The organism is Hymenobacter mellowenesis (assembly GCF_030581005.1).
In the GTDB taxonomy this organism is placed as follows: domain Bacteria; phylum Bacteroidota; class Bacteroidia; order Cytophagales; family Hymenobacteraceae; genus Hymenobacter; species Hymenobacter mellowenesis.
Genome location: NZ_JAUQSX010000007.1, coordinates 247054 through 272363, shown reverse-complemented (window position 1 = coordinate 272363; position 25310 = coordinate 247054). Strand labels below are relative to the sequence as shown.

23 protein-coding genes are annotated in these 25310 nt (G+C 64.0%); 12 read left to right on the top strand and 11 right to left on the bottom strand.

Annotation, left to right across the window (positions count from 1 at the left end; all coding sequences use genetic code 11):
• The first annotated feature begins 77 nt into the window (after positions 1-77).
• Positions 78-971, top strand: coding sequence for a hypothetical protein (locus Q5H92_RS15190; protein WP_305012394.1), 894 nt, complete (start codon positions 78-80; stop codon positions 969-971).
• Here the strand turns inward: Q5H92_RS15190 and Q5H92_RS15185 are convergent.
• The 3 genes from Q5H92_RS15185 to Q5H92_RS15175 form a co-directional block, all read right to left on the bottom strand.
• Positions 934-2298, bottom strand: coding sequence for an MptA/MptB family glycosyltransferase (locus Q5H92_RS15185; RefSeq protein WP_305012393.1), 1365 nt, complete (start codon positions 2296-2298; stop codon positions 934-936). The two genes, Q5H92_RS15190 and Q5H92_RS15185, sit on opposite strands and share 38 nt — an antisense overlap.
• A complete protein-coding gene (locus Q5H92_RS15180; RefSeq protein WP_305012392.1) occupies positions 2288-3745 on the bottom strand; it encodes a cellulose synthase family protein in 1458 nt (485 codons plus the stop codon). Before Q5H92_RS15180 ends, Q5H92_RS15185 begins: the two co-directional genes overlap by 11 nt.
• A gap of 145 nt (positions 3746-3890) precedes the next feature.
• Entirely contained in the window at positions 3891-4589 is a 699-nt protein-coding gene (locus Q5H92_RS15175) for a glycosyltransferase family 2 protein (RefSeq protein ID WP_305012391.1), read from the bottom strand.
• A 138-nt stretch (positions 4590-4727) separates the two neighbouring features.
• Between Q5H92_RS15175 and Q5H92_RS15170 the strand changes: the two genes are divergently transcribed.
• From Q5H92_RS15170 to Q5H92_RS15160, 3 genes are read left to right on the top strand one after another with little or no spacing between them, the layout of a single operon-like run.
• Complete coding sequence (locus tag Q5H92_RS15170; RefSeq protein WP_305012390.1) at positions 4728-5183, top strand: peroxiredoxin; 456 nt, start codon at positions 4728-4730, stop codon at positions 5181-5183.
• Between the two features lie 11 nt (positions 5184-5194).
• Positions 5195-5650, top strand: coding sequence for an SRPBCC family protein (locus tag Q5H92_RS15165; RefSeq protein WP_305012389.1), 456 nt, complete (start codon positions 5195-5197; stop codon positions 5648-5650).
• Between the two features lie 37 nt (positions 5651-5687).
• Positions 5688-6680, top strand: coding sequence for an alpha/beta fold hydrolase (locus Q5H92_RS15160; protein WP_305012388.1), 993 nt, complete (start codon positions 5688-5690; stop codon positions 6678-6680).
• Between the two features lie 3 nt (positions 6681-6683).
• Here the strand turns inward: Q5H92_RS15160 and Q5H92_RS15155 are convergent, their stop codons facing one another.
• The 4 genes from Q5H92_RS15155 to Q5H92_RS15140 all read right to left on the bottom strand — a co-directional run bounded on the left by Q5H92_RS15155 (position 6684) and on the right by Q5H92_RS15140 (position 10969).
• Positions 6684-7838 (bottom strand): formylglycine-generating enzyme family protein, encoded by a 1155-nt coding sequence (locus Q5H92_RS15155; protein WP_305012387.1) that lies wholly within the window; start codon positions 7836-7838, stop codon positions 6684-6686.
• Positions 7810-9171 (bottom strand): 4Fe-4S binding protein, encoded by a 1362-nt coding sequence (locus Q5H92_RS15150; RefSeq protein WP_305012386.1) that lies wholly within the window; start codon positions 9169-9171, stop codon positions 7810-7812. Before Q5H92_RS15150 ends, Q5H92_RS15155 begins: the two co-directional genes overlap by 29 nt.
• Positions 9172-9321: 150 nt before the next feature.
• Positions 9322-9552, bottom strand: coding sequence for a hypothetical protein (locus Q5H92_RS15145; protein ID WP_305012385.1), 231 nt, complete (start codon positions 9550-9552; stop codon positions 9322-9324).
• A gap of 76 nt (positions 9553-9628) precedes the next feature.
• Entirely contained in the window at positions 9629-10969 is a 1341-nt protein-coding gene (locus Q5H92_RS15140; protein ID WP_305012383.1) for an NAD(P)/FAD-dependent oxidoreductase, read from the bottom strand.
• A 127-nt stretch (positions 10970-11096) separates the two neighbouring features.
• On the opposite strand from Q5H92_RS15140, the gene Q5H92_RS15135 reads away from it, so the two are divergent.
• Entirely contained in the window at positions 11097-11528 is a 432-nt protein-coding gene (locus Q5H92_RS15135; RefSeq protein ID WP_305012382.1) for a hypothetical protein, read from the top strand.
• 264 nt (positions 11529-11792) lie between these two features.
• On the top strand, positions 11793-12524 hold the full coding sequence (locus Q5H92_RS15130; protein WP_305012381.1) for a carboxypeptidase-like regulatory domain-containing protein: 732 nt from the start codon (positions 11793-11795) through the stop codon (positions 12522-12524).
• Between the two features lie 213 nt (positions 12525-12737).
• On the opposite strand, the gene Q5H92_RS15125 is transcribed toward Q5H92_RS15130, so the two are convergent.
• Positions 12738-14225, bottom strand: coding sequence for an APC family permease (locus tag Q5H92_RS15125; protein ID WP_305012380.1), 1488 nt, complete (start codon positions 14223-14225; stop codon positions 12738-12740).
• Between the two features lie 117 nt (positions 14226-14342).
• Between Q5H92_RS15125 and Q5H92_RS15120 the strand changes: the two genes are divergently transcribed.
• Positions 14343-14894, top strand: a complete 552-nt coding sequence (locus tag Q5H92_RS15120; protein ID WP_305012379.1) for a hypothetical protein — start codon at positions 14343-14345, stop codon at positions 14892-14894.
• Between the two features lie 3 nt (positions 14895-14897).
• On the opposite strand, the gene Q5H92_RS15115 is transcribed toward Q5H92_RS15120, so the two are convergent.
• Together Q5H92_RS15115 and Q5H92_RS15110 are read right to left on the bottom strand one after the other, a co-directional pair.
• Entirely contained in the window at positions 14898-15434 is a 537-nt protein-coding gene (locus tag Q5H92_RS15115) for a hypothetical protein (RefSeq protein WP_305012378.1), read from the bottom strand.
• Between the two features lie 198 nt (positions 15435-15632).
• A complete protein-coding gene (locus Q5H92_RS15110; RefSeq protein WP_305012377.1) occupies positions 15633-16157 on the bottom strand; it encodes a hypothetical protein in 525 nt (174 codons plus the stop codon).
• A gap of 185 nt (positions 16158-16342) precedes the next feature.
• Between Q5H92_RS15110 and Q5H92_RS15105 the strand changes: the two genes are divergently transcribed.
• Both Q5H92_RS15105 and Q5H92_RS15100 read left to right on the top strand, forming a co-directional pair.
• On the top strand, positions 16343-19102 hold the full coding sequence (locus Q5H92_RS15105) for a PQQ-binding-like beta-propeller repeat protein (protein WP_305012376.1): 2760 nt from the start codon (positions 16343-16345) through the stop codon (positions 19100-19102).
• A 165-nt stretch (positions 19103-19267) separates the two neighbouring features.
• A complete protein-coding gene (locus tag Q5H92_RS15100; RefSeq protein ID WP_305012375.1) occupies positions 19268-20308 on the top strand; it encodes an AAA family ATPase in 1041 nt (346 codons plus the stop codon).
• A gap of 133 nt (positions 20309-20441) precedes the next feature.
• On the opposite strand, the gene corA is transcribed toward Q5H92_RS15100, so the two are convergent.
• Positions 20442-21650 (bottom strand): magnesium/cobalt transporter CorA, encoded by a 1209-nt coding sequence (corA, locus tag Q5H92_RS15095; RefSeq protein ID WP_305012374.1) that lies wholly within the window; start codon positions 21648-21650, stop codon positions 20442-20444.
• A 171-nt stretch (positions 21651-21821) separates the two neighbouring features.
• Between corA and Q5H92_RS15090 the strand changes: the two genes are divergently transcribed.
• The 3 genes from Q5H92_RS15090 (at position 21822) to Q5H92_RS15080 (ending at position 25307) form a co-directional block, all read left to right on the top strand.
• Positions 21822-22829, top strand: a complete 1008-nt coding sequence (locus Q5H92_RS15090) for a hypothetical protein (protein WP_305012373.1) — start codon at positions 21822-21824, stop codon at positions 22827-22829.
• A 62-nt stretch (positions 22830-22891) separates the two neighbouring features.
• Positions 22892-24166 (top strand): MATE family efflux transporter, encoded by a 1275-nt coding sequence (locus Q5H92_RS15085; protein ID WP_305012372.1) that lies wholly within the window; start codon positions 22892-22894, stop codon positions 24164-24166.
• 187 nt (positions 24167-24353) lie between these two features.
• Complete coding sequence (locus Q5H92_RS15080) at positions 24354-25307, top strand: glycosyltransferase family 2 protein (protein WP_305012371.1); 954 nt, start codon at positions 24354-24356, stop codon at positions 25305-25307.
• Positions 25308-25310 lie beyond the last annotated feature (3 nt).

The following is a 25310-nucleotide window of genomic DNA, read 5'->3' as shown; positions in this document are numbered from 1 at the left end:
CATTTGTCTGCCGCCCGGCATTGAGCCATTTAAATAGCGCCGTGCCGATACATTTGCGGCCAATGCAACCACCCGACATGCTTCGTCCCCCCCTTCGAACCACCTTGCTGCTACTGGCTGTCAGCGCGTCGCTACTGGGCTGCGATGCCCCATCGAAGGAGAAGGAACCGGGCCGGACCCCGGCCTCGGCCCAGGCCCTGCAGGCGGTGCTGCCCTACTTCGAGCAAGGCTGGGCAATGAACAAGCTATGGGAAGACGGCCTGGCCGAAGTGGCCACCTACGACGCTGAGCGCGTGATTTACAAGAAGAAGCGCGCGTTTGAGTACACGATGATTACGGTGAAGGAGGAATTCAACCAGGAATTCAACGTCAAAACCGACGACTACAAGCGCGCTGACTTGTTTCCGGTGATGAAAATCAACCAGTTCTGCTCCATTCAGGCCGACCAGTACCCGTACCATTACCTCACGTCGCTGTTTTTCCGGCGCGACCAGCCCGTGGCGCTCTATAAGATGACCACCTCCTCGCAGGAATGGTGCGGCAACACATTCAAGTCCATCATCGACGACGGTGTGAATTTCGAAATGTGGTACCACTCGTACTGGGACGGCGAGGGCAGCAATAGCCGCGACCTGCGTCGCGACTTGTTTCTGGAAGATGCCTTGCCTTACACTCTGCGCAGCCTGAAATTCGACCAAAAACCGGCCTTCGACCTGACGGTACTCGACTTGCAGCAGACCAATCGGGCCAAGCCGCCCGTGTATTACCAGGCCCACCTGACCACCACCGAGACCCCTGCCACGGCCTCCAGCCCCGCTGCGTGGCGCGTGGCCGTGAAGCTGGCGCCGGACAAGGAGAATACGTACCTGTTTGCGAAGGAATACCCCAACATTTTGTTGAGCCAGACCACATGGGATGGCCGTACGCTGCAGCTTAAAGCGCAGCGTCGGTACGCTTACTGGCCGAAGTAGCGCGCAGCTCCCAGGCCAGCACGGCGTAGGTGCCGGCGTATTCCAGCGCCACCAGCCACAGGTTTTCGGTGTAGGCGGAGGTTTGATAGGCGGCGTAGGAAAGGATGGCCAGCCCGCCCCACACCCGGGCAAAGCGGAAGCGCGTGAGCGTGCTCAAACCCACCAGCAGCGTGAGGTACCAAGGGTGCACGGTGGTGGCCGCCGCGTAGTACGCCGTGAGCATGAGCAGCAGCGTAGGCAGGAGTGAGGCGAGCTCCGAGCGTCGCTCCCGCCAGGCCAGCGCTAAGCCCGCCAGCCCGCTTAGCACAGCCAGGCTGGGCCCGATGATGGCAATCTGGTTGTAAGTAGTGAGCCAGATTCCGATGGGCCGCAACAGGTAGTAGATACTGGCATTGAATTCGAAGCTGCGGAAGTAAAGCTTGAGGCTGCGGGCGATATTGACAAATAAATCAACCGATAAGAACGGGCCGAACAGCAGCGCCACTGTGCCCACGCACAGCGCCGCGTACGCGGCGAAGCGCCGCCAGCCCAGCCGCCGCACCAGCAGCGGCAGAACCAGCAGCGGCAGCAGCTTGGTGGCCACGCCCAGCCCCAGCGCCCCCGCCGAGGCCGTCCACTTCTGCCGGCTCAGCAGCCATAGCGCCAACAGAATGAAGCCGAACACCAGCCCTTCAAAATGCAGGTTGCCGGTGAGTTCCACGATGACCAGCGGGTGCAGCAGATAGCCCAACGCCCGGCGCCCCGGCCAGCCCAGCGCGGGCAGTAATGTTAGTAACAGCCAGGCCGTGCCCGCCTCGGCAGCCAGGATGACTACGCGCAAACAGGCGGCAAAGCCCGCATCGGAAGTAGGAAACAGCCGGGCGGCGGCGCCGAACACGAACTGACAAACCGGCGGATATACCGAGTAGTAGTGCGGTGAGTTGAGCTGCCGGTAGAGCTGCTGCAGCTCGGGCAGCACGGCGGCGCGGGCGGCTTCGTTAGGTACGGCGGCGCGGGCGCCGTCAGCAATGAGCTCATCGGGCCGGAAGCGGAAGGGGTTGACGCCGTTGGCCACCAGCAGGCCGTCCCAGCGGAAGCGGTAAAGGTCGTCGGACAGGGCCGGCGTGGCGGGCAGCCACAGCAGCCGGAACACCAGCGCCGCGCCCAGCCCCCAACGCAGCGGCAGGCGCGTGCGCAGCAGCCACCAATACGCCAGCCCCGCCACCGCAAACAGCCCCAACAGCTGCCCAAACTGCACCCGCGGCGTGGCGTAGGCCAGGGCCGCATAGGCCGCGCCCGACAGCAGCAAAGCCGCGCATTGCGAAAGCGAAGGAAGCTTAGCGGGCATGGCGCACCGAGTAGTAGAAAATGGCCGCGAACCCCACCGTGAGCAAAGTATGGAAGGGCAGCAGTCCGAAGTCATCGAAATAAATGCCCGTGCCCCAACCGAATGCGAAATAGGCTGCCAGCAGTCCCTCCAACGCCACCAGTGGGCCCACGCCGCCCGTGCGGTAGCGCCGGCGCCGAGCCACGGGCGCGGTGCCGGCCTTGGGCGTGCGCACGAAGGGCGTGCGACGGCCCAGCCAGCCCAGAATCACGGCCCGGGCATTATGCAGCGCCAAGCCCATTGAAACCGACAGAAACAGCAGGAAAAAGCCCGGGTAGCGCCACAGCGGCTTGTCGGGGTGGGCCAGCCGCCAGGCCGAATAATAGTAGTAAATGAGCGGCGTGAACCCCACCAGAAACACCGACGCCAGCTGAAAAACCACCTTGTACTCGCTGTATTGGGCCCGCACAAACACCAGCGGTACGCTCAGCAAGGCCATGAGCATGATGACGATGTACACGCTGCTGTTGAGCAGGTGGAAGGTGGCCTGCAGCTTCACGGCCAGCGGCTGCTGCGAGCGCCACACGGGGCCGAGGTGCTTGTGGGCGGTTTCGGCCGCGCCCTTGGTCCAGCGGAACTGCTGCGACTTGAGGGCGTCCATCACCGCTGGCAGTTCGGCGGGGGCCACGATGCCGGCGCGGTAGATGAAGCGCCAGCCACGCAGCTGCGCCCGGTAGCTCAGGTCGAGGTCTTCGGTGAGGGTATCGGTGTGCCAGCCGCCGGCGTCGTCGATGCAGGCGCGCCGCCACACGCCGCCGGTGCCGTTGAAATTGATGAAAAAGCCCGCGAAGGTGCGGCCCACTTGCTCGATGAGAAAGTGGGCATCGAGCCCAAAAGCCTGCAGGCGCGTGAGTAGCGACTCGTTCTCATTGAGGTGGCCCCAGCGGGTTTGGACCACGCCAATTCGCTCATCCTGCAGGAAATACGGAATGGTGCGCCGCAGAAAATCAGCTTCGGGCACGAAGTCGGCGTCGAAAATGGCCACGTATTCTCCGTCGGTTTCCTCCAGGCCGTGGCGCAGGGCGCCGGCTTTGTAGCCCTCGCGGCTGGCGCGGCGCACGTGGCTGATGCGCAGGCCTTGGGCGGTGTGGTGGGCCACGCGGGCGGCCGCGAGGCCAATGGTGGCGTCGGTCGAGTCGTCGAGCACCTGAATGTGCAGCAGCTCAGGCGGATAGTCGAGGGCGGCGGTGGCGTCGATGACGCGCTCCACCACATTTTGCTCATTATAAAGCGGCAACTGCACCGTGACGCGCGGCCACGCGGTGGGCATCGGTGGGAGCGGGGCCGGGGGGGCCGCATAAGCACGCCGCGCCAGCCGCGTGAGCTGCCACTGGCCCAGGCTAAACCCCAGAATAAAGAGCAGGCACAGGCCGTAAACCGCCACCAGCAAAATGGGCAGAACCGGCATCAGCAAAAAGGAACGGTATAGAGAGGTAGCATAAATATGTCTGTCATCCTGAGCGCAGCGAAGGACCTTATCACGCCCGAACGATTGGTCTGAATGTGATAAGGTCCTTCGCTGCGCTCAGGATGACAGGCGCTTTTAAATTGCATTACCAATACCGAAAGATGGTCCACAGAATCTTATAGCCTGCCCCCAGCGTGCCGCGCACCGTGCCCGATACCTTGCTGGTGCCAATGCGGCGGCGGTAGCGCACGGGCACCTCGGCCACGCGCAAGCCTTCGCGGAAGGCCTTCACCTGCATTTCCACCGTCCAGCCGTAGGTTTTGTCTTCCATACCAATGCGCTGCAGGGCAGGGGCGAGGATGGCCCGAAAGGGGCCCAGGTCGGTGACGTTGCCCTTGTAGCGCAGGTTGAGCAGGCGCGCCGCCAGCCAGTTGCCGAAGCGCTGCTGGGGCAGCAGGGCGCCTTTTTCGCGTTCGCCCAGGGCCCGCGAGCCAATCACGAGGTCGGCCTCCCCGCGCAGGAGCGGGGCCAGTAGTTCGGGCATTTGTTCGGGGTAATCGGAATGGTCGCCGTCGAGAAATACGACGATGTCGGGCCAGTCGGATTGCGGGCGGCCGAAGGCGTGGGCCATGCCGGCCAGGCAGGCGTAGCCGTAGCCGGGGCGGGGCTCGCGCAGCACGGTGGCCCCGCAGGCCCGGGCAATGGCGCCGGTGTCGTCGGTCGAGTTATTGTCGACCACGATGATTTCCTGCGCCAGTCCGGCCGGGATTTCGCCCAGTACCAAGGCAATGGCGCCGGCTTCGTTGTGGGCCGGAATGATGACGCTGATGCGGGGCTGAAGCATGAAATGCGGAGGTCGGAATAACACTTTAGCCAAACAAAAAGGAGTGGCCGGCGCTATATGAATCACAAAGATGCCGCCGCCGCCGTAAAGCCGCATCGTGCCGCTCCCGCGCCGCGCCTTTCAATTAACCTCAACCGTATGCTACAAGTAGGCCAGCCCGCCCCCGATTTCACCCTGACCACCACGTCCGGTGCCACCTTCCGCCTCGCCGAGCAGCGCGGGCGCCACGTGGTGCTTTATTTCTACCCCAAAGATGACACCCCCGGCTGCACGGCCGAAGCCTGCTCGTTCCGCGACCAGTACGAAGATTTCAAAGACCTCGGCGCCGAAGTGGTGGGCATCAGCTCCGACAGCGCGGCCTCCCACCAGAAATTCACTCAGAAGCACCGCCTGCCCTTCGAACTGCTGGCCGATACCGAGGGCAAGGTGCGCAAGCTCTACGAAGTGCCCCGCGCACTATTGGGACTGCTGCCGGGCCGCGTCACGTTTGTGATTGATAAAGAAGGGATTGTTCAATACATTTTCAACTCGCTGAGCGGGGCAACGGACCACGTGAGCAACGCGAAAAAGGTGCTGGCGGGGCTGCCGGCTTAAGGCATTATTCGATGGCGCGCATCGAGTTGGAAACGTTTATCCAAGCATCGCCAGCCGCGTGCTATGCGTTGGCCCTCAACGTGCAGGCTCACCTCCATTCGACGCAGCAAACTGGGGAGCGGGTGCTGGATGGCCCCGCCAGCGGCCAGTTGGCGCTGGGTGACGTGGTGACCTGGGAAGCCCGGCATTTGGGAGTGCGGCAGCGGCTGACGGTGCGCATCACGGCCGCCACGCGGCCTCGGCATTTTCGGGACGAGTTGGTGCGGGGGGCGTTTAAAACCCTGTGCCACGACCACTACTTTGACGCGGTGCCGGGCGGCACCATCATGCGCGACGTGTTCGAGTTTAGCAGTCCGGCGGGCATCGTTGGTCGGTGGTTCGACCGCTTGTTTCTGACCCGTTACCTGACTCGGTTTTTGCTCGCCCGCAACGCGGTTTTAAAGCAAATGCTTGAGCAGGTACCCTGATTTCTGCGCAAGCGGTAATACTCAATATAAACCCATAATGCCCCGTTTCCTGCTGTTTCTCCTGCTACCCCTGCTGCTGGCTGGCACGGCTGCCCCGGCCCAAACGGCCCCGCTCAACGCCACACTGGATGGCTACGAGTACCCGTTCCCGGTGAAAGTGCTGCCGCTGAAGATTGAAGGCCAGACCCTGCGCATGGCCTACATGGACGTGCCGCCCACGGCCAAAGCCAACGGCCGCACCGCGGTGCTGTTGCACGGCAAAAACTTCTTCGGGGCCTACTGGCGCGAAACCATCAAAACGCTGGCGGCGGCCGGCTTCCGGGTGGTCGTGCCCGACCAGATTGGCTTTGGCAAGTCGGACAAGGCTGATATCCATTACTCCTTTCACCAGCTGGCGCGCAACACCCGGCAGCTGCTCGACACGCTGGGCGTGACAAAGGCCGTCATCGTGGGCCACAGCATGGGCGGCATGCTAGCTACGCGCTTCGCGCTGATGTACCCGGAAACCACCGAAAAGCTGGTGCTCGAAAACCCCATTGGCCTGGAAGACTACCGCGTGGGCGTGCCCTTCCAGCCCGTGGCGCAGGCCGAAGCCACCGAGCTGAAAAGCACCGAGGCCAGCATTCGCAAGTACCACGCCACCTACTACCCCAACGGCTACCCGGCCGCCCACGACCAATGGCTGCTGCCCCTGGCCGCCCAAACCCGCAGCCCCGACTTCGCCCAAGTGGCCCGCGCCAACGCCCTCACTTACGACATGATTTACCAGCAGCCCGTGAGCTACGAGTTCAACCGCATCACGGTGCCCACGCTGCTCATCATCGGCCAAGCCGACCGCACCGTGGTGGGCAAGGCCCTGATAAAAGACCCGAAAACACTGGCCCAAATGGGCCAGTACCCGGCGCTGGGCCGCCGCACCGCCGCCCAAATCCAAGGCGCCAAATTAGTGGAACTGCCCAACGTGGGGCACATCCCGCATCTGGAGGTGCCGGCGCAGTTTTACCGGGTGCTGCTGGGGTTTCTGGGGTAAAAATCAGCGCTGATTGGGAAGGGTAGCGCGGAGCACACAACGAAAGCCGATGGTGGGTGCCGGGCCGTTGTAAGTCCCGCGGGCGGCCACGGTGCAGGCAGACAACGGGTCGCGAAAGTTGCCGCCTCTGGTGATGCCCCGTTCCTGCATCATCTCCGAGACATTGCCCAACAGGTGAAAAACCTGGTAGTCGTTCGAAGGCGTTTGGAAAACGTAGGCCGGGGTGGCCTGCCGCAAAAAGTAGGGTTCGGGCTGATTACAGACAATGAAGGGCCTTACCGGCTTGCGCTGGTTGTAGGCTTTGATATCAGCTTCAATCTTATCGACCGATTCGGGGCTGCCGGAGCGCACTTTCAGGTAAGCCGCTGCTTTGGGATTCACCCTGATGGGCGCTTCGCTGCACCGGCTGCCGTAGGGGAGGCCCCGGCCCGCTAACGCCGCCTTCTCCCATTCCGCTTCGGTTGGCAAACGGCATTCAACCGCGACGTAGGCCGGAGACTTCGAGTCGGACAGGACCGGCTTGTTCCTGTTGAGCGCCGCTTCAATGGCCTGGCCACGCCATTGGCAGAAGGCCATAACCTGCTCGTAGCTGAGGCCAACGACGGGGTAGAAATCGTAAAAGGTGTTGGTGAAATAATCGGGAACCGGCAGGGAAGCCGTCGCGGGCTGGGTTGCCGCGATGCTTCGGCCTAGGGCCGCCAGCCGCAACTGGTAGCGTTTCCACTCAATGTTGGGCACTTCCGACTCGTCGATGCCCAGGCCATCCCTGGTCAGCAGCAAGCAGCCGGGCATGCCGATGGGAGCGGCGTGCGGCACCGATTTCAGCGTGCTCCAAATGTCCTTGACCACTTGCGAAGTGTCTTTGCAGGTAGGGTCTGGCTGGTAAGTAAGAACCTCGTAATCGCGCAGGGCCGAACTGCGCCGGTTCATTTCCGGCGAAATATTTTGCAGGCCTGTTGTGGTGCTATAAAGCCCCGGATAGGAGCTTGATGGTGGCACGGTCATGCAGCCCGCCAAGCCGAAAGTCGCCACAAGGCTCCCCATCGACTCGCACGCGAAGCGACGGCGAAATGGGAAGAAACGGGTAGAAAAATTTCTCATAAATGCACCGGGGAAGAACGGGTAATACCTACGATAATATCCGCAACGAATCGGCATGAATAAGCGGCGAGGCCTGATAGCGCCCTTCGCGCGGCCCGTTCTCCAGGTTGAGCACGCCGCGGGGGCAGGCCGTGCTGCACAGCCCGCAGCCCACGCAGGAGGCGCGGATGATGGGCGCGCCGCGCTGGGCGTATTGCTGCACGTCGATGCCCATTTCGCACACGTTGGAGCAGTTGCCGCAGGAGATGCACTGGCCGCCGTTGGTGCTGATGCGGAAGCGGGAGAAGTGTTTTTGCAGCATGCCCAGGTAGGCCGCCATGGGGCAGCCGAAGCGGCACCACACCCGCGAGCCCAGAATCGGGTAAAAGCCCACCCCGATAACGCCCGAAAACACCGAACCAATGGCAAAACCGTACCACTTGGCAGCCACTGTGCCGGCCTCGCCCAGCAGCGTGCCGCCGGTGGCAAAATGCACCCACAGCAGCGCCGTAATGGCCACGATGAGGCCCAGAATGGGGTAAATCAGGCGGACTTCCCAGCGCCAGGCAGCGCGGCTTTTGTCGGACAGGTGGCGGTAGGGGTCGCCGGCGGTTTCGGCCAGCCCGCCGCAGCCGCACACCCACGAGCAGTACCAGCGCTTGCCAAAAAAATACGTCAGCACCGGCGTGGCCACCAACGACATCACTGCCCCCCAGAACACCATGAACACGCCCAGTCCGCCGTTTTTCAGCAATGAAGTGACGGTGCTTGGAAATAGGTAGTCGTATTTCAGCGGCCAGAAGTAGCTGAAGTAGAACTCGGGCTGCTGAAAAAACTGCAGGATGCCCGGAATCAAAAACGCAAAGCCCAACTGGAAAAACATCACCGACGCCGTGCGGATGACCTGATACCGCGAGTGCCGGTACTTCCACAGCGCCCGGCCGCCCATCAGGAGCACGGCCAGCGTGTAGAACGTGCCATAGAGAAACCATTGGTCGGCCGGCCGGCCGCGCAGGGCCTGGCTGAATCCGTCGAGCGGATGGACAAGGTTGTTGAGTACGCCGAAATGGCCGTGGCCGTCATCGCCGCTGAACCAGTACAGCACCACGTAGAAGCCCGTGAGCACCAAGCCCGTGACCCAGGCCACGGCGCCGCGACTGGTGCTGGCGCGCAGCCAGAGGTTGTCGTGCTGCACCCCGGCGGGGCGGGAGCCGAATTTTAGCCAGCTCCAAGCCAGGGCACCGCCGCTGACTAGGCCCAGCGCCGCCCAGAACCACAGTCGTTGGCGGCTGGGGTCAGCATCGGCCAGGGCTAGCAGCAGGGCCAGCAAGCCCCCAGCCACCACGGCCAGCGTGAGTTTCTCAGCTGCTGAGGTGTCGGGCAGGGGAGGCGTGGCGAGGGTTGGCGTCATGGGGCAGAATAGGGGAACAGAAAAAGAGTGTCATGTCGAGCGCAGCCGAGACATATGCCCTGTCGCCGCTAATTCATTTATTACGAGTGAGTAGATTACTGCGGCACGCGACATGCCTTGGATGCGCTCGACATGACGTGCTAAGCGCACTCAATGGTGGTGATGGTGCCCGCTGTCGTTGGGCTTGCCGAAGAGGTTGCGGAGCGTGCCGGCAATGTAAAGCGCTGTCCAGCACACGTACAGCCAGTTGAAACCCGCCGGGGTGCGGCCCACGAAGAAGTGCAGAATCAGATGCGCGCCGGCGCTCATCAGCAGGCCGGTGAGGGCGATGAACTGAAAGCTATTGAGGGCCGAGGGGCGGTATAATTTGGAGAAATCCACGTTATGAAGTTGAGGAATGAAGCGTGAGGAATGAAGAATTGACGGGGGTGAATCAAGCGAAGTAATTCTCCATTCCTCACGCCTCATTCCTCAACGAGAAAAGGCCTTTACGGCGCTTCAGCACCACGGGCTGCTGCGGAAACTGCCGATTGAAGGCCGCCACAATAGCCGCTTCGTGCTGCGGAAAAAACTCGGGGTCAAAATTAGCTGCACCCAGTTGGGCCAGCACGGTGGCCACCGGCGCCTGCTGCCGAATCCACTGCTCGCATACGGCTTGGCGCAGGCGCAGGCCCAGGGCGTTGAAGCCCACCACGGCGTGCGGCGTGGCGGCATGGAAATAGATGCGCAGCGCCACGCTGGCTGCCGGATGTTCCCAATAAAAGCTCTCCAGGCCGGGCGTGGCGCCGGCCGGGGCTTGGCCGTAGGTCTGGTATTCGAGGTTGAAGAACTTGGCCGAATTAAACCACACGCCGCGCCGGTAGGCCGTGGGCTGGCCGCAAATGGTGTGCGCCACGGTTTCGCCCTGCATGCGGCCCGTGTACCAAAGCTGCTCGATGGGCACCTCGCCGGCGGCCGGCCGGCGGTGCTGGGCGCAATCGCCGGCCGCGTACACGTTGGCCACGCTGGTGCGCAAACAGTTATCGACCAGGATGCCCCGGTCGGTTTCCACGGCGGAGGTTTTGGCCAGCGTCAGGTTGGGGGCCACGCCGGTGGCTAGGCCCACCCACTGGCAGGCAATTTCTTCGCCTTTGGTGGTCACTACGGCCCGCACGCGGCCCTGGGCATCGCCCAGAATCTCGCGCAGCTCTGTCTGGTAGCGCACTTCGACGCGGTTTTCCTGAAACTGGCGGTCCACCAGGTTGGCCTCCTCGGGCGGCAGCACGGAGGCCCAGTAGCGGCCGTCGCGCACCAGCATCACGGGCTCGATGCCGCGCGAGTGCAGCATTTCGGCCAGTTCCACGCCGATGAGGCCGCCGCCCACCACCACGCCGCGCGCGATGCCGGGGGTGTCGCGGGTCATGGCCTCCAGGTCGGGGAGGCTGTAGAGGCCCTGCACGCCGGCCAGGTGCTGGCCGGGCCAGCCGTGTAGCTTGCTTTTGGAGCCGGTGGCGAGGAGTAATTGATTGTAGGCGAGGGTGGTGCCGTTGTCGAGGACAATCAGGTTTTCGGCGGTGTTCAGGGCCGTGGCGGTGGCGTGCACCAGCGCCAAGCGGTTTTCGGCCCAAAACCAGTCCTCGTAGGGCTTGATGTCCTGAAGGCGCAGGTGGCCCATGTACACGTACATCAGCGCCGTGCGGGAATAATGGTGGGCACTTTCGGCCGAAACCAGCGTGATGCGGGCCTCGGGGCGCAGGCGCCGCACGGTGAGCGCGCAAGTCACGCCTGTGATGCCGTTGCCGATGATGACCAGATGCATGAAGGAAAGGATAAATGCCGGGGCAGAAATCAAATGTAGCCTAAACGGGGCCGAAACGCCCAAACCGAAACGGAATGGCGGGCCCTGCGTAAGCCCAAACACTTTTCATCCCCAACTCCTCCAGCCCATGATTCCCGACAATATTTCCGGCGACGGCACCAATCCCAACGAAGGCGAAAACGCCGACATCACCGAAAACAAGCACTTCGCCAAAAACGAAGAGCTCGAAAAACAGAAAGAGTACCAGCAGGACCAAAGCAACAACAAAGCCAGCAACGACCCCACTGCCGCCCGCAACACCGGCGCCAACGGCTACACCCAGCGCGACAACCAGAAAGACCAGCTCGACAACCTGCACATCGGCGGCTCGGAAACCAGCCCCCAGGGCGGCAACGACCACACCAACGCCGGCGAGCAGGCCCAGGGCCCCGGCTTCGAGGCCGAAGGCAGCTACGAACTGGACCACAACCTGCGCACCCGCGACCAGGAATTTGGCGATAAAGCCCCCAGCGGCCCTGCCAAGCCCGCCGGCAATAGCGAAAGCATCAGCGACGAATAAGCCCGGATTAAGCCTGGGCGGCGTTCGACGCCCCGGTCCTCAAAGCGGGGCCGACGCACTTCCTGAGCGGGAGGGCGCCGGCCCTTTGTTGTTTGATGGGTGGCTGGTTAGCCAATGGATTACCCTTGAATAATTCAAAAAAATGGCCATCTGATGCGCGGAACTGTGCTAAATCATTAACTTGCCGCACATATCTAAGGCTGCGCTATTTGCCGGCTTTACCGTTTACTTCTTTTCCCACCCACTTCGTTGATGCCCTTGCCGATGAATCCTGAAAATTTACCCAAACCCGAAGAGCAGCCCTACAACCCCAACCTGGACGCGCAGGACGAGGATGTGACCTCCGGCGGCAGTAACCGCCTGACTTACATCCTGGTGGGCGTGATATTGGCGCTGGTGGTGGGCTACGTGGCCCTGCCGAAAGGCCACGGCACCGGCCTAGCGTCCGTTACGCCCTCCTTCATGCTCGATGATGCGGCCGTGACGGCCACCGCCCCCACCGCTGAAGACAGTATCGCGGCCGGCCTTAAAGCTGCGCCTGCCGCCGATGACGAAGCCGCTTATGTAAAGGAAACAAAAGCCGCCGCTAAGAACATCACAACCCGCCCGGCCCCTGCTACGGCCGCCGCCGCGCCCGCTTCCACAACGGACGCCGCCCCAACTGCTGCCCCCACCGCCGCGCCCGAAGCCGCCCCCGAAGCCGCTGCCCCGGCGCCTGCGGCTGCCCCGGCCGCGCCGACGGCCATCACCATGTCGGGCAAGATTGAGGACGAAAACGGCAAGCCCCTGGTAGGCGCCACGGTGCTGCTCAAGGGCAGCAGTAAAGGCACCAGCACCGATGCCAATGGCAACTACACCATGGAAGTGCCCGCCGGCGCCGACAACACCCTCGTGTATGGCTACGGCGGCTACGAAGACGAGGAGGTGCACAGCCGAGGCACCCAGCCCGTGAACGTGACCCTCACGCCCCGTGCCAAAGCCAAAAAGCGCCGCTAGGCTAAGCTGAGTTGAATGCGAAAGGCCCCGAACTTTGAGGAAGTTCGGGGCCTTTTTGGGTTGAGTGGCCTTGGAAAAAAAGAACGTCATGTCGAGCGCAGCCGAGACATCTCGCGTGGGGTAGTAACTCAATCGTTGAAGAAGAGAATTACTTCGGCACGCGAGATGTCTCGGCTGCGCTCGACATGACGTTTTAATGTTACACTCCATTCGCTACCCCGCTTTGCTGCCAAACCGTCGGCCGAACAGGAGGTACACTGGCAGGCCCAGCGCCATGAGCATGAGGCCGCGCTGCGAAAACTCGGCCGTGTCGGGGGCAATGAGCAGGATGATGCAGAACGCGCTGGCCAGCAGAACGTAGAGGCCCGGCACCAGCGGGAAGCCCCAGGCGCGGTAGGGGCGGGGCGCGTCGGGGCGGGTGCGGCGCAGCACGAAAATGCCGATGATGGTGACGACGTAGAACAGAATCACGGCGAACATCACGTAGTTGAGCAGGTCGCCGTATTTGCCGCTCAGGCACAGCAGGCTGGCCCAGAAGCACTGGGCCCACAGGGCGCGGCCGGGCACGTTGGCGTGGTTCAGCCGGGCCAGGCCGGGGAAAAACAGCCCGTCTTTGGCCATGGCGAAGTAGGCGCGGGCGCCGCTGAGAATGATGCCGTTATTGGCGCCAAAGGTGCTGAGCATGATGAGCACGGCCATCACGTAAGCGCCGTTCTGGCCGAGCACCGATTCGGCTACGGCGGTAGCCACCCGGTCGTCGGTAGCGTACTGGATGCCGCGGCCGGCCACGGTGGCCGCCTCGGGCGAGCCGTGCAGAGGCAGCACCAGCAGGTACACCACGTTGATGAGAATGTAGAGCCCGGTGACGATGGCTGTGCCGATGGCCATGCTGCGCACCAGCGTGCGCTCGGGGTTCTGGATTTCCTCGCCCGCGAAGCCGATGTTGTTCCACGAATCTGATGAAAACAGCGAGCCCGTCATGGCCATGCCAATGGCGATGACGAGGGCGCTGCCGCCAATGGGCAGCGGCGCGGCGCTCACGCCCGGGGCCGGAAAGCGCATGGCCGCCCACATATCGGCAAAGTTGGCCTGAATAGCTTCGTGGTTCAGTCCCAGGGCCAGGCCGAAAATGATGAGCAGTGCCAGGGCCACCAGCTTGGTGCTGCCCAGCACGTTCTGAATCATTTTGCCGGTGCGCACGCCCTGCGCGTTGAGCGCCGTGATGCCGATAATCAGCAAAATGGCCAGCAGCTGCACCGACGAGAACGTGAAGTGCCAGCTGCCCAGGTTGGTTTCAAACAGAATGTTCTTGACGCTGAACCACGGGTGCAGCACGCCGGTGAACTTGGCAAAGGCCACGGCCACGGCCGCAATCACGCCGGTCTGGATGACGAGAAACAGCGTCCAGCCGTAGAGAAAGGCGGTGAGGCGCCCGAAGGCCTCGCGCAGGTACACGTACTGCCCGCCCACCTTGGGGAACATGCTGGCCAGCTCGCCGTAGCTGATGGCCCCGGCCATGGTGATGAAGCCCGTGAGCAGCCACACCACCAGCAGCCAGCCCGCGCTGCCCACCTGCCGGGCAATGTCGGCCGAGACGATGAAGATGCCCGAGCCAATCATGCTGCCCGTGACGAGCATAATGGCGTCGAAAAGATTGATGGCGCGCTTAAAATGCGGCTGGTCGGGTTGCGGTTCGGTCATAAAGCCAGTTGTTGAAGCCGGGAAGATAGAGCGAGTGCCGGGAAATGTGCGGTGATTCGTACTTTGGCAGGAGATGGGCCTGCCTCCAGCTTCCGACCGCTTTGCTTCAATTGCATCATGAAAAGACTTCTTCCTGCCGGCTGTACTTTTCACGCGGCGTGCATTGGCCTTATAGCCGGCGGTTTGGTAGCCAGTGGCTGCAGCAAAGAGAAAGTCAACTGCGGCCACGGCTTTCCCACCAACTCGTTCCGCTTTCAGGTGGTCGATGAGCGTACCAATTCGGACTGGTTTGACGGGCCTGGTCGTCCACCGGTTGACACCTTAAAACGGTTGAATAACAACCCCTATGGGATTACCAAAATCGGCAGCCAAGTGGTTTGGGAAGGTGGTTTTGGCAACTACCGTGCACTGCCGGAGGGAGGGGGCGATTTACGGAATGTCTTTCTGATACGCGTCAGCGCGACCGATACCGATACCGTGGATGTCCGGGCCAACTTCGGCCCATTGAAGAAAAGCGAGTGCCTGCCCGATATGCACTACATTCAGACGGTTGAATTTCGCTACAACGGTCGCCTTAATGACGCGTACGACTTTGTTGGCAACGGCAAAAAAGCCAGTTTCCTGTGTGCTGGTTGCGGCACTATTCTGGTGTTTCGCAAGCGCCCGTAGTGGCTAAAACTCGCTGCGGTCGTACCAGCTGCGCATGCGCCAGGGGTCGTTGCGGTTTTTGCGCACCAGCACCAGCCGGGCGGTGCCGGAGCCGGAAAACCGCTGGTCGTCGCGCTGCTCGATGGTGAGCAGGAAGGACCGTTCCACGCTGGCCAGTGTGTCCGATGACAGGGTGTCGGAGCTGGGCAGGTACTGCGTCCACTGCAAATTGGTGGAGCGGGCGGCCCGGAAAAGGCGGTAGGTGGTATTGGCGTCCACGTCGCGGGTCCAGGTCCGGTCCACGTTGGCGGCGAAGTCGCGGTAGGTAAACTTGAACTTGGGCGAGAGCAACTGCCCGTAGAGCGTAGAGTCACGCAGCTGATACGACGCCCGGAACCGGTCGAAAAAACCGCGTACCGTCACGGGGTTGCCCAGCAGGGCATTCTGGTCGGTGGGCACCTCATCGAGGGCCGGCGCAAACGGGTTGCAGGCGGGCACCGTCAGCACCAGCACGATGCCAGCCAGCAGCAAAGCAGTAAATGAGGGGCGCCCAAGCTTCATGAGCCGAAATATACGGGTTGGCTAATGAAGAATTGATAGGTAGCCGACGAACAAGTAGAATGTCATGTCGAGCGCAGCCGAGACATGCCGCGTGCTACACTAATCTTTCTCATCGATTGGATTACTTCGGCACGCGAGATGTCTCGGCTGCGCTCGACATGACGTTCTTTTCCCAACTCCCCAACTCCACGACTTCCCTCAGTGCGAGCTGAAATATTTCTTCAAATCGGTCCAGCACAGGCCGGGGGTGGTGCGCTGGTCGCGCCAAGCCACGATGCGCCACTCGTTGTTGCGACGGCGCAGGATGAGGCGGATGTTGCCCTGCAGGGTGCCGGCGTGGAAGGCCGTGTCCTGCTGCGTGATTTTTAGCTGGTAAAGGGCCGATATTTCAACTGAATCGGCGGTGTAAAGCTGGTCGCGCCGGTCGGTGAGCGTGAGGGTGTTATTGACCGTGGAAGCCGTGCGGCGGCGCAGGCTGCTGAAGTAGGTGGTTTCCTCGGGCACGCTCCAGTTGGCGAAGAGGCCAGGCGAGGAACCGGCGCTGGTGGGGTCGGGCACGAAGCGGTAGGTGGGCCCGCTGAAGGTGCGCTCGTAGTTGGCCACGTTGACGTGCTGCACCGCTGTGATGAAGTTGCTCAGCAGGATATCGACCTGCGTGGGCTGAATCCACTCGCTGGCCGCGCCGGCGGGTTCGGGCTCGCGCAACTGGAAGCAGGCCGGCAAAGCCAGCAGCCCGAGCAGTGGTAGTAGCGCACGGCCCCGCGGCCGGGGCGGGCCTTCAGAATTTCGACGCCGGTGCTTCATAACCAGTTGCGGGGCTTGGGATTGAACCGAAAGATACACCGGCTTTTGATGGAAGGCCGCGCCCGTCGCCGTACTTTCGTCGCCCGTCATCCGCTTCCTTCCGCATGTCCCGAAAGCTTCTGGCGCTTCTCACGGCCCTCGTTTTGCTGCTGGCGCTGGCCACGTTCGTGTACTACCGCCGCACGCTGGCGGCCGTGCCCGTCGACCCCTACGCCCTGGTGCCCGACGATGCCGTGCTGGTGCTCAGCACCCACGACCACCCCGCTCTGGTGCGCCACCTGCAGGAAACTGAGCTCTGGGACAACCTCACGGCGGTGCGCTACTTCCAGCAGGCCGCCGGCCACCTGGCCCTGGCCGATAGCCTGAACGGCGGCAGCGCCCGGCGCAACAGCCTGCTCAGCCTGCTGGGCCGCAAGCTGGTCATCACCTCGCTGCACGTCACGGGCCCGGGCGAGTTCGACGTGCTCTACCAGGTGCCGCTCACGCAGGTGAGCGAGTACCGGCAGGTGCGCGGCCTGCTCGAAACCCTGGGCCGCGACGCTCGCTATCGCCTCAGCACCCGCGACTACGAAGACCAGGAGCTGACCGTCCTCACCGAGCAGCGCAGCGAGTTCAGCATCACGATTCTCAACTACCGCAACCACCTCCTCATCAGCGCCAACCCCAGCCTGGTAGAGGCGGCCGTGCGCCGGCTGGCGCACCTCGATACGCCCACGGTACTGGCGGCATTTAACTCAACTGATTTGTTGAAGCTGCGCGGGGTAGATGCTTCGTTATTAATCAACTATCGGCGGCTACCGCAGTTTCTGGATGTGCTGTTTCGGCGTGATGCGCACGGGCAGTTCGACCAGCTCACCGGGCTGGTTTCGCAGGGCCTGCTGGGTGTGAAGCTGACCGGCCGCGAGTCGATTTTCCAAGGTTTTTCCAACCCCGAAACGGCCAAAGGCGCCCTGCAACAGCGCCTGCAGGGGCAGCCGGCCCAGCCCCTGGGCCTCACCGGTATCATGAGCACGCGCACGGCGCTGCTGCTACACCTGGCCGCCAACCCGGGCCGCACCTGGCCGGCCGCGCCGCGCGGGACGACCGATTCGCTGGGCATCAGCGGCGCGCTCGATAGCCTGCGGGCCACGTTTGGGGGCGAGATGGCGGTGGCTTATCTGGCCACCACTACGCCCGGCAGCCGGCCGGGGCGCCTAGCTATGGTGCGCTGTCCGGTGCCGGCGCGCACGGCCAACTGGCTGGCCCGCCTGCGGCGGCTACAGGGTAATTCGCCGGCCTTCACCCGGGTGGGCCCCTACCAGATTCACCCCGTCGGCTTCACGGAGGCCTCGGTGCTGGGGCCGCTGCTGAGCCCCGAGCGGCCGGCGGCCGTGGAAGCCGTGGCCAGCGCCGGGGTATTGGTGGATGACTACCTGGTGCTGTCCGATGAGCAAACCCTAAATGGCTACCTGGCCGACGTGGTGGCCGCCAATACCTGGGCTAAGACCCCGGCCCAGGTGTCCTTTCTGCAGGAAACCCTGCCCCGGGCCCGCCTGAGCATTTTCATCGATACGCGCAACAGCTGGAACGCCCTGCTCGGCGTACTCACCGAAGACCGTCGGGCTGGCTTGCTCCGCAACGAAGCCCTGTTCAAGCGCTTCCCACAAATGGCGCTGCAACTGGCCCCGCCCGAAAATGAAACCCTGCCCGACGCGCAGTACTTCACCCAACTGCTGCTGCACCGGCCCAACCTGGGGCCGGCCACCATGCAGCCCGGCGGTGCCACGGCCAACGGCCGGGTGCTGGCCTTCAAGCATGAGCTGACCGGCACGCCCACCTTGCTGCCCGCCCTGGGCACGCGGGTACCGGCCGTGGTGGTGCAGGATTCGCTGCACACGCTGCATTACGTGAGCGCCGAAAATGCCGTGCTGTGGTCCGATACCCTGGCCGGGCCGGCCGTGGGCGTCAGCCTGCTGCCGGCCGGTGGCGGTGTGCCCGGCGGCCTGCTGCTGGGCGCCGGCCAACGCCTGCACCTGCTGGCCAACGACGGCGGCGAGGTACTGCCTTTCCCCCTGAACCTGCCCGATACCGTGCGCGTGGCCAGCCTCCTGGCCGCGGCGCCTGGCCCCGACACCCCGGCGCGCCTATTGGCCGTGACGGCCGGCAACGCCCTGGTGCTGCTCGATGCCAAAGGCCGTCAGTACCCCGGTTGGCAGTCGAAGCGGCTCGATTTCCCGCTGGCCGGGCGGCCGGCGGTGCTGGCCGTGGGTGGGCGCAACGTGGTGGTGGCGCCCCTGCAGAACGGCTATGTGTATGCCTTCGATGGCACGGGCACGCTGCTGCCCGGCTTCCCCCTGAGCATGGGCGCGCGGCTGGCCGGCGACGTGCTGGTGCAGGCCAGCAGCACCCTAGCCCGCACCCGCCTGAGCATGGTGAACCAGCACGGCGAGCTGGTGAGCTTCAACCTGAGCGGCGACGTGCTCAGCCGCCGCCGCATTGCCACTTGGAGCCGCACCGCCCGCTTCCGCCTGGTGCCCGACCTGCGCGGCCGCTCCTTCGTGCTGACGCGGGAGGACGGCAATCAGCTCGACGTATACCTGCCCGACCAAACGGCGCCGCTGCTCACCCAGCGCTTCGTGACATCGGGCGACAAGGCAGTGCAGTTTTTCGATTTCGGCAACAACCGCCGCATGGTGGCCGTCACGGAGCCCGGTCCGGCGCAGGTCTTCTTGTACGATGCCAAAGGCCGGCTGCTCGGCGGCGAGGCCCTGCCCAGCACTGGCACCGGCGTGGGCCTGACCTACGACGCCACCACGGCTACCTTCCAACTGGTCCGCATTGTGGGCCGCGAGCTGCGCCGCACCGAGCTGCGGGTTGGTGGATGAGTGCGTTAGTGGATTAGAAGAACGTCATGCTGAGCGAAGTCGAAGCATCTCGCGTGCCACCACTATATCTTATATCTCTTTTAACGATTGAGTTACTTGCTACGGGCAAGATGCTTCGACTTCGCTCAGCATGACGTTCTTCTAATCCGAATGACCCGCTACCCTATGTCCCATTCCTACTCTACCGGCCTGGTGGTCGGCAAGTTCTGGCCACCGCACCGGGGCCATCAGCTGCTGCTCGAAACGGCCGCCCAAGTAGCGGAACTGGTGGTGCTGGTGTATGCCAACCCGGACTCCCCGACGCACCCGGCGGCCACGCGGGCCGACTGGCTGCGGATGCTGTACCGGGGCGATGACGGCCACGCCGGGCCGCACATTGGCCGCACGCCGCTGCGCATTTTCGCGCTGTCGGCCACTGCCGATGGCGTGCCGCCTGATGCGGCCGACGACACCACCCAGCGCGAATTTGTGCGGCAATGGCTGGCGCGACAAGGCATTCGGATTGATGTGGTTTTCACCAGCGAGGCCTACGGGCCGGGCTTTGCCGAACACCTCGGCGTGGCGCACGTGGCCGTGGACGAAGCCCGCACCCGCGTGCCGGTTTCCGGCACGCGGGTGCGGAACAACGCGGCGGCTTATGCGCAATTTCTGCACCCGCTGGTGGCGGCGCAGCTGGGCGTTAGCCCGCCAGCGCCGGTGCCGCGCGTGGTGTTTCTGGGGGCGGAAAGCAGTGGGAAGTCGACGCTGTGCGCGGCTTTAGCCGAAGCCTGCGGCACCGCGTGGGTGCCCGAATACGGCCGCACGCTGCACGAGCAGAAAAACGGCAACCTCGACTACGACGACCTGCTCTACATTGCCCGTCGCCATGCCGAGCTGGAAGACGAAGCCGCCGCGCAGGCTCGCGGCGTGCTGTTTTGCGACACCAACGCGGCCACCACGGCGCTGTATTCCTACTACTATTTCCACCGCTGCGACCCTGCCCTGCAAGCCATGGCGGCCGTGTGCGGGCAGCGCTACGCCCACACCTTCGTGTGCGCGCCCACCGTGCCCTTCGAGCAGGACGGCTGGCGCGGCCCCGAGGCCCTGCGCAGCTTCCAGCACGGCATGATACTGATGCAGCTGGATTACTTCGGTATCCCGTTCACGCTTGTGGAGGGCACCGTGGCCGAGCGGGTGGCGCAGGTGCGGGCGGTATTGGCGAGGTAAACAGTGAGCAAAACAACGTCATGCTGAGCGTAGCCGAAGCATCTCGCGTGCCGAAGTAATCCAATCGATTGAGTTGCTATCACAAGCGAGATGCTTCGACTACGCTCAGCATGACGTTCTTTTTGCTCACCACTTACCGGTTTGTCAGCCAGCCTTTTCGGTAGAAGTAGAAGAGCTGGGTGCCCACCACCAGCGCCATGATGGCCAGCACCACGGGGTAGCCCCAGGGCTGGTACAGCTCGGGCATGTTGTGGGGCAGCAGGTGGCCCTGGTCGTCGTGGCGCTGGAAATTCATGCCGTAGAGGCCCACCACGAAGCTCAGGGGGATGAAAATGGTGCTGATGATGGTGAGCACCTTCATCACCTCGTTCATGCGGTTGCTCTGGTCCGACATGTAGAGGTCGGTGAGGGAGGAGATGTTGTCGCGGTAGCTTTCGGCCAGGTCCAGGGCCTGAATGGCGTGGTCGTAGGCGTCGCGGTAGAATATTTTCAGCGTTTCGGGCATGATTTCCTCGGGCAGCCGCAGAATTTCCGCGATTTTATCCCGCTCGGGGTACACCAGCCGGCGGAAGCGCACCACGTCTTTCTTGATGCGCAGGATGCGGCCCAGCAAGCGGCGCGGGCGCTTGTCGGCGAAAATAGCTTCCTCCAGCTCCTCGATATAGTCGCCAATAGCGGCCATGGTGGGGTAGTAGTGGTCGAGCACCACGTCGGTGAGGGCGTAGGCCAGGTAGAGCACCGGGTGGCGACGCAGGGTGCTGAAATTGGCCCGGAAGCGCGCCCGCAGCGTGTCGAGGCAGTCGTCGTAATCGTCCTGAAACGTGAGCACGTAGTTCGGGCCGGTGAAGATGGAGAGCTGGTCGTCGTCGATTTCGAGCAGGGGCGTGAAGTCGGTCATGCGCGACACCATGAAGAGGCGGTGGTCGTCAAAAACCTCGATTTTGGCCCGCTGGTAGTCGTTGAGCACGTCCTCCATTTGCAGGGGATGGAGGCCGAAATCCTGCATCATGCGCTCGATGAGGGCCAGGTCGCCGTAGCCGCGCACGTCAATCCAGTGCTTGAGTTCGGGGTGCGCGTGCAGCTGGTCAATCAGCTCATCGTAGCGGTCGGTGTACTCGTTCTCGGTGAGGGTGTTATCGTCATACGACACCAGAAAGAGGCGTGGCTTCAGCGCGCCCTCGCGGATGTTGAGCGTGCCCGGGCGCTGGCCCACCTGCTGGTAGCGCGCCTGCCGGGTGGCCTCGCGGTCGGTGATGGTGATGGAGTCGGTACCGGGCTGCTCGCCCAGCGCGGGCGAGCGGTTGGGCGCGGCTGACGAGGAAGACGAGTTGTTTGGACTCATGAGGCGTGCGGCAAAAAGAAGCGAAAGCAAAGACGCAATGTGGCAGCCTACGCATGGCAGCCCGATGAAGATGTGCCCGGCTAAGCTGAACCCTGCAAAACGGGCGCCCACCGAATGCCTTCGACCGCCTTTCCGTGCCGTACTTTGCCCGCCCAGCCACCCGCACCACGCTTGAAAAGGACGGAACCCATTATTGCCACCGAAGCCGAACCGTTGCCGCCCCCTGCGTCTCTGACCGTGTGGATGGCCGAAAGCGGCCCCGCGGCCCCGCGGCTGCCGCTGGCGTTTGAGTCGTTTCTGTACCTGACGCCCGAGCACCAGCGCCTGCAGGCCGACGCCGGCCCGGTGCTCAGCTTTTACCTGGAAGATGCCGCCGCGGGCCGCACCGTGGCCCAGCTGCACGTGGCTCTGGATGAGGCCACCGCCACCGCCCACAGCCCCGCGCAGGCGCCGTTTGGGGCCGTGCAGCTGGCGGCGGGGCTGGGCCGGCCGGCCCTGCACCAGCTGCTGGGCGCGGTGGAAGCCCAGCTCCGGCAGCGCGGCCTGCGCCGGCTGGCCCTGCGCGGCTATCCCTTCGCCTACGACCCCGCCGGTGCGGCCACCCTGGCCGAAACCCTGCGCCACCGCGGCTACCGCGTGGCCCTGGCCGAGCAGAACTACCACCTCGACCCCGCCCGCGACTACGAAACCCACCTGCACCCCTCGGAACGGCGCCGTCTGCACAAGTGCCGCCGGCACGGCCTGCGCTTCGAACAGGAGCCGCCCTTTCTGCTGCCGGCGGCCTACGAGTTCATCCGGGCGTGCCGGCAGGAGCGGAGACAGGAGCTGTCGTTGCCCCTAGAGCGGGTTCAGCAGCTGTTTAAGGCTTTCCCGCGCGAGCATTTCTTGTTTTCGGTGCGCCAGCCCGATGGTGAGTGGGCGGCCCTCACAGTGGCCATTCGGGTGAGCGAGCGGGCGCTGTATAATTTTTACCCCGCCAGCCCGCTGCGCTGCAACGCCCTGAGCCCTGTAGTGATGCTGAACGAGGGCCTGCACGCCTTTGCGCGGGCCAGCGCCCTGGCCGTGCTCGACCTCGGCACCTCCACCCTCGACACCGGCCCCAATGCTTCACTGCTGCGTTTCAAGCGCCACCTGGGCGGCGTGGCCGGCCTACGCCTGAGCTGGGAAAAGGAGCTGTAATGGGAGGAGCGGGGATGAAGGGAAAGATGGGTAGAGAGGAGTTGGCCGTTCTTTGCACTCGTATGTCTGTCTTGCCCAACCATTCTGCTCCACGCTCGGCCATTCGGCAGTTTGTGCGGGGCTCGCTGGGCACGGGCGTGGCGGTGGCGGCCCGGGCAGCCGGTTCGTTGATTGTGAACAAGCTATTTGCGCTCTACGCGCCAGCCGGAGGCATGACACTGCTGGCGCAGTTCCAGAACCTGATGGCCCTGCTCACCACGCTGCCCAACGACGGCGTGCACGTGGGCGTGGTGAAATTCCTGGCGCCGCTACGCCCGGGCAGCCCCCGCTACCGCGCCTGGCTGGGTGCCGCCTGCATGCTGAATGCGGCGGCGCTTCTGGCCGGGGCCGCAGTGCTGGCCACCAAAGGGCTGCTGCCCTGGAGCTGGGGCAGTTTGGCGGTGTTCGTGGCAGGCATTGCCCTGCTCACCGGGCAGGGGCTGCTGAGCGCCGCGCTGCTGGCCGCCGGCCGCCTGCGCGCCTACATCGGCCTGTCGGCGGCGCTGGCGGCGCTGGGCACGGCCGCCGTGGCCGCGGCCTTGTGGTGGGGCTATCCGTCGCCTACGGTGCTGCTGGCCTATCTGCTGGCCCAGGGTCTGACGCTGGTGCCAGCCTGGTACCTGGCCGGGCGGGCCGGCCTGCTGGCAGGCTGGCGGCTGCGGGCGCCGGTCAGCCGCGTGGCCTTACGCGGCCTGGGCCGGTTCCTGCTGATGGCCGTGAGCACGCTGCTCTTCGGCAAAGCCGTGGACTATGCGCTAAGGGGTTACCTGCTGGGCACCTTCGGGCCGGGCCCGACCGACCTGTGGCAGGCCGTGGCGAAGTTGTCCGACAACTACACCATGGTATTCGGGGCAGTGATGAGCAGCGTGTTCTACCCCCGGCTGGCGGCGCTGGCGGCCCAGTCCGGCGCCGCGCGCCGCTATCTGCGGAGCGTGCTGGCTCTGCTGGCGCCGCTGCTGGCCGGCGGGCTGGGGCTGGTTTGGCTGTGCCGCGACTGGCTGCTGCCGCTCCTGTTTGCCCCGCGCCTGCTGGCGGCCCGGGCGCTGCTGGCGCCCCAGCTGCTGGGCGACTGGGCCAAGTTCCTGAGCTGGCTGTTTATTTTCCAGCTCATGGCCCGGGCCCGCACCGGGCCCTACATCGCGGTGCAGGCGGCCTCGGCGGCGGTGTTTGCCGGGTTGCTGGCGGTGCTGCTGCCGCGCTACGGGCTGGAAGGGGCGGTGCTGGCCCACGCCGCCCGCTATGCGCTGGTGCTAGCGGCTTGCGCAGGGTTTTTTGGGTTTTCGGGCGGAAATAAATGATAGGGAAAGGTATTGGTGGTTCGGCCTTGGACGCCCGTCGCATCGACCTGACAGTTTGGTCCTGTTCGTCCTGGGCGGTGTGTAGCTGCCTTCCAACGCCAGGCCCGTGGCGGCCTTCACTTGGTTCCACTGGGTATAAGCCATTGGCCTGACTTCTGTTTCTATGCTTCTTTTGTGCCCTTGCACAATGGCCAATTCTACAACTGACATTTCCCCTTCCTCCCCAAGCCAAGCGCCCCCGCTGGTTACCATCGTGGCCCTGTGCCACAACCACGCGCCGTTTTTGCGCGAGGCCTTGGATTCCGTTCTGGCCCAAACCTACCCGCACTTGGACGTGTGGCTCGTGGACGATGCCAGCACCGACGGCAGCCCGGAAATCCTGCGCGAGTACGCCGCTCGCCATTCCGCTTGGCACCTGCTGCTACTGCCCGAAAACGTGGGCAACTGCCGCGCCTTCAATCAGGCCTTTCGCCGGAGCCGCGGCGCGTTCGTCATCGACTTCGCCACCGACGACGTGCTGCTGCCCGCGCGCGTGGCCCAGCAGGTGCAAGCCTTCCAAAATGCGCCCACCGATGTAGGCGTGGTGTATTCCAACTGCGAATTGATAAGCGAGGCCGGCGAGCCGCTGGGCCTGCACCACCAGCCCGACGGGCGGGGCGGCCTGCGCCCCGCGCCCGCCAGCGGCTGGGTGCTGGCCGACGTGCTGGCCCGCTACTTCATCAGCACGCCCACCATGCTCATGCGCCGCACCTGCTTGGAGGAGCTGGGCGGTTACGACGAAACGCTGGCCTACGAAGACTTTGATTTCTGGGTGCGGGCCAGCCGTGACTGGCAGTTCTGCTACCTCGACGCCGTGACGACCCGCAAGCGCAAGCACCCGCGCAGCATGAGCGCCAAAGCCTACCAGCGCCACGACCCCTTTCTCGCCTCCACCATTCGGGTGTGCGAAAAAGCGCTGGCCCTCGTGCGCACCCCAGAGGAGAAGGCTGCCCTAGCCGTGCGCCTGCGCTGGGAGCTGCGCCAGGCCGTGCGCCGCCACCGCTACGCCGAGGCCGGCCAACTGGCCGCGCTGTTGCGCCAAACCAGCCGCCTCAGCGTGCTCGACCGCGCGCTGGCAATCTGGAGCCGGGTGTTGGCGTAGAAA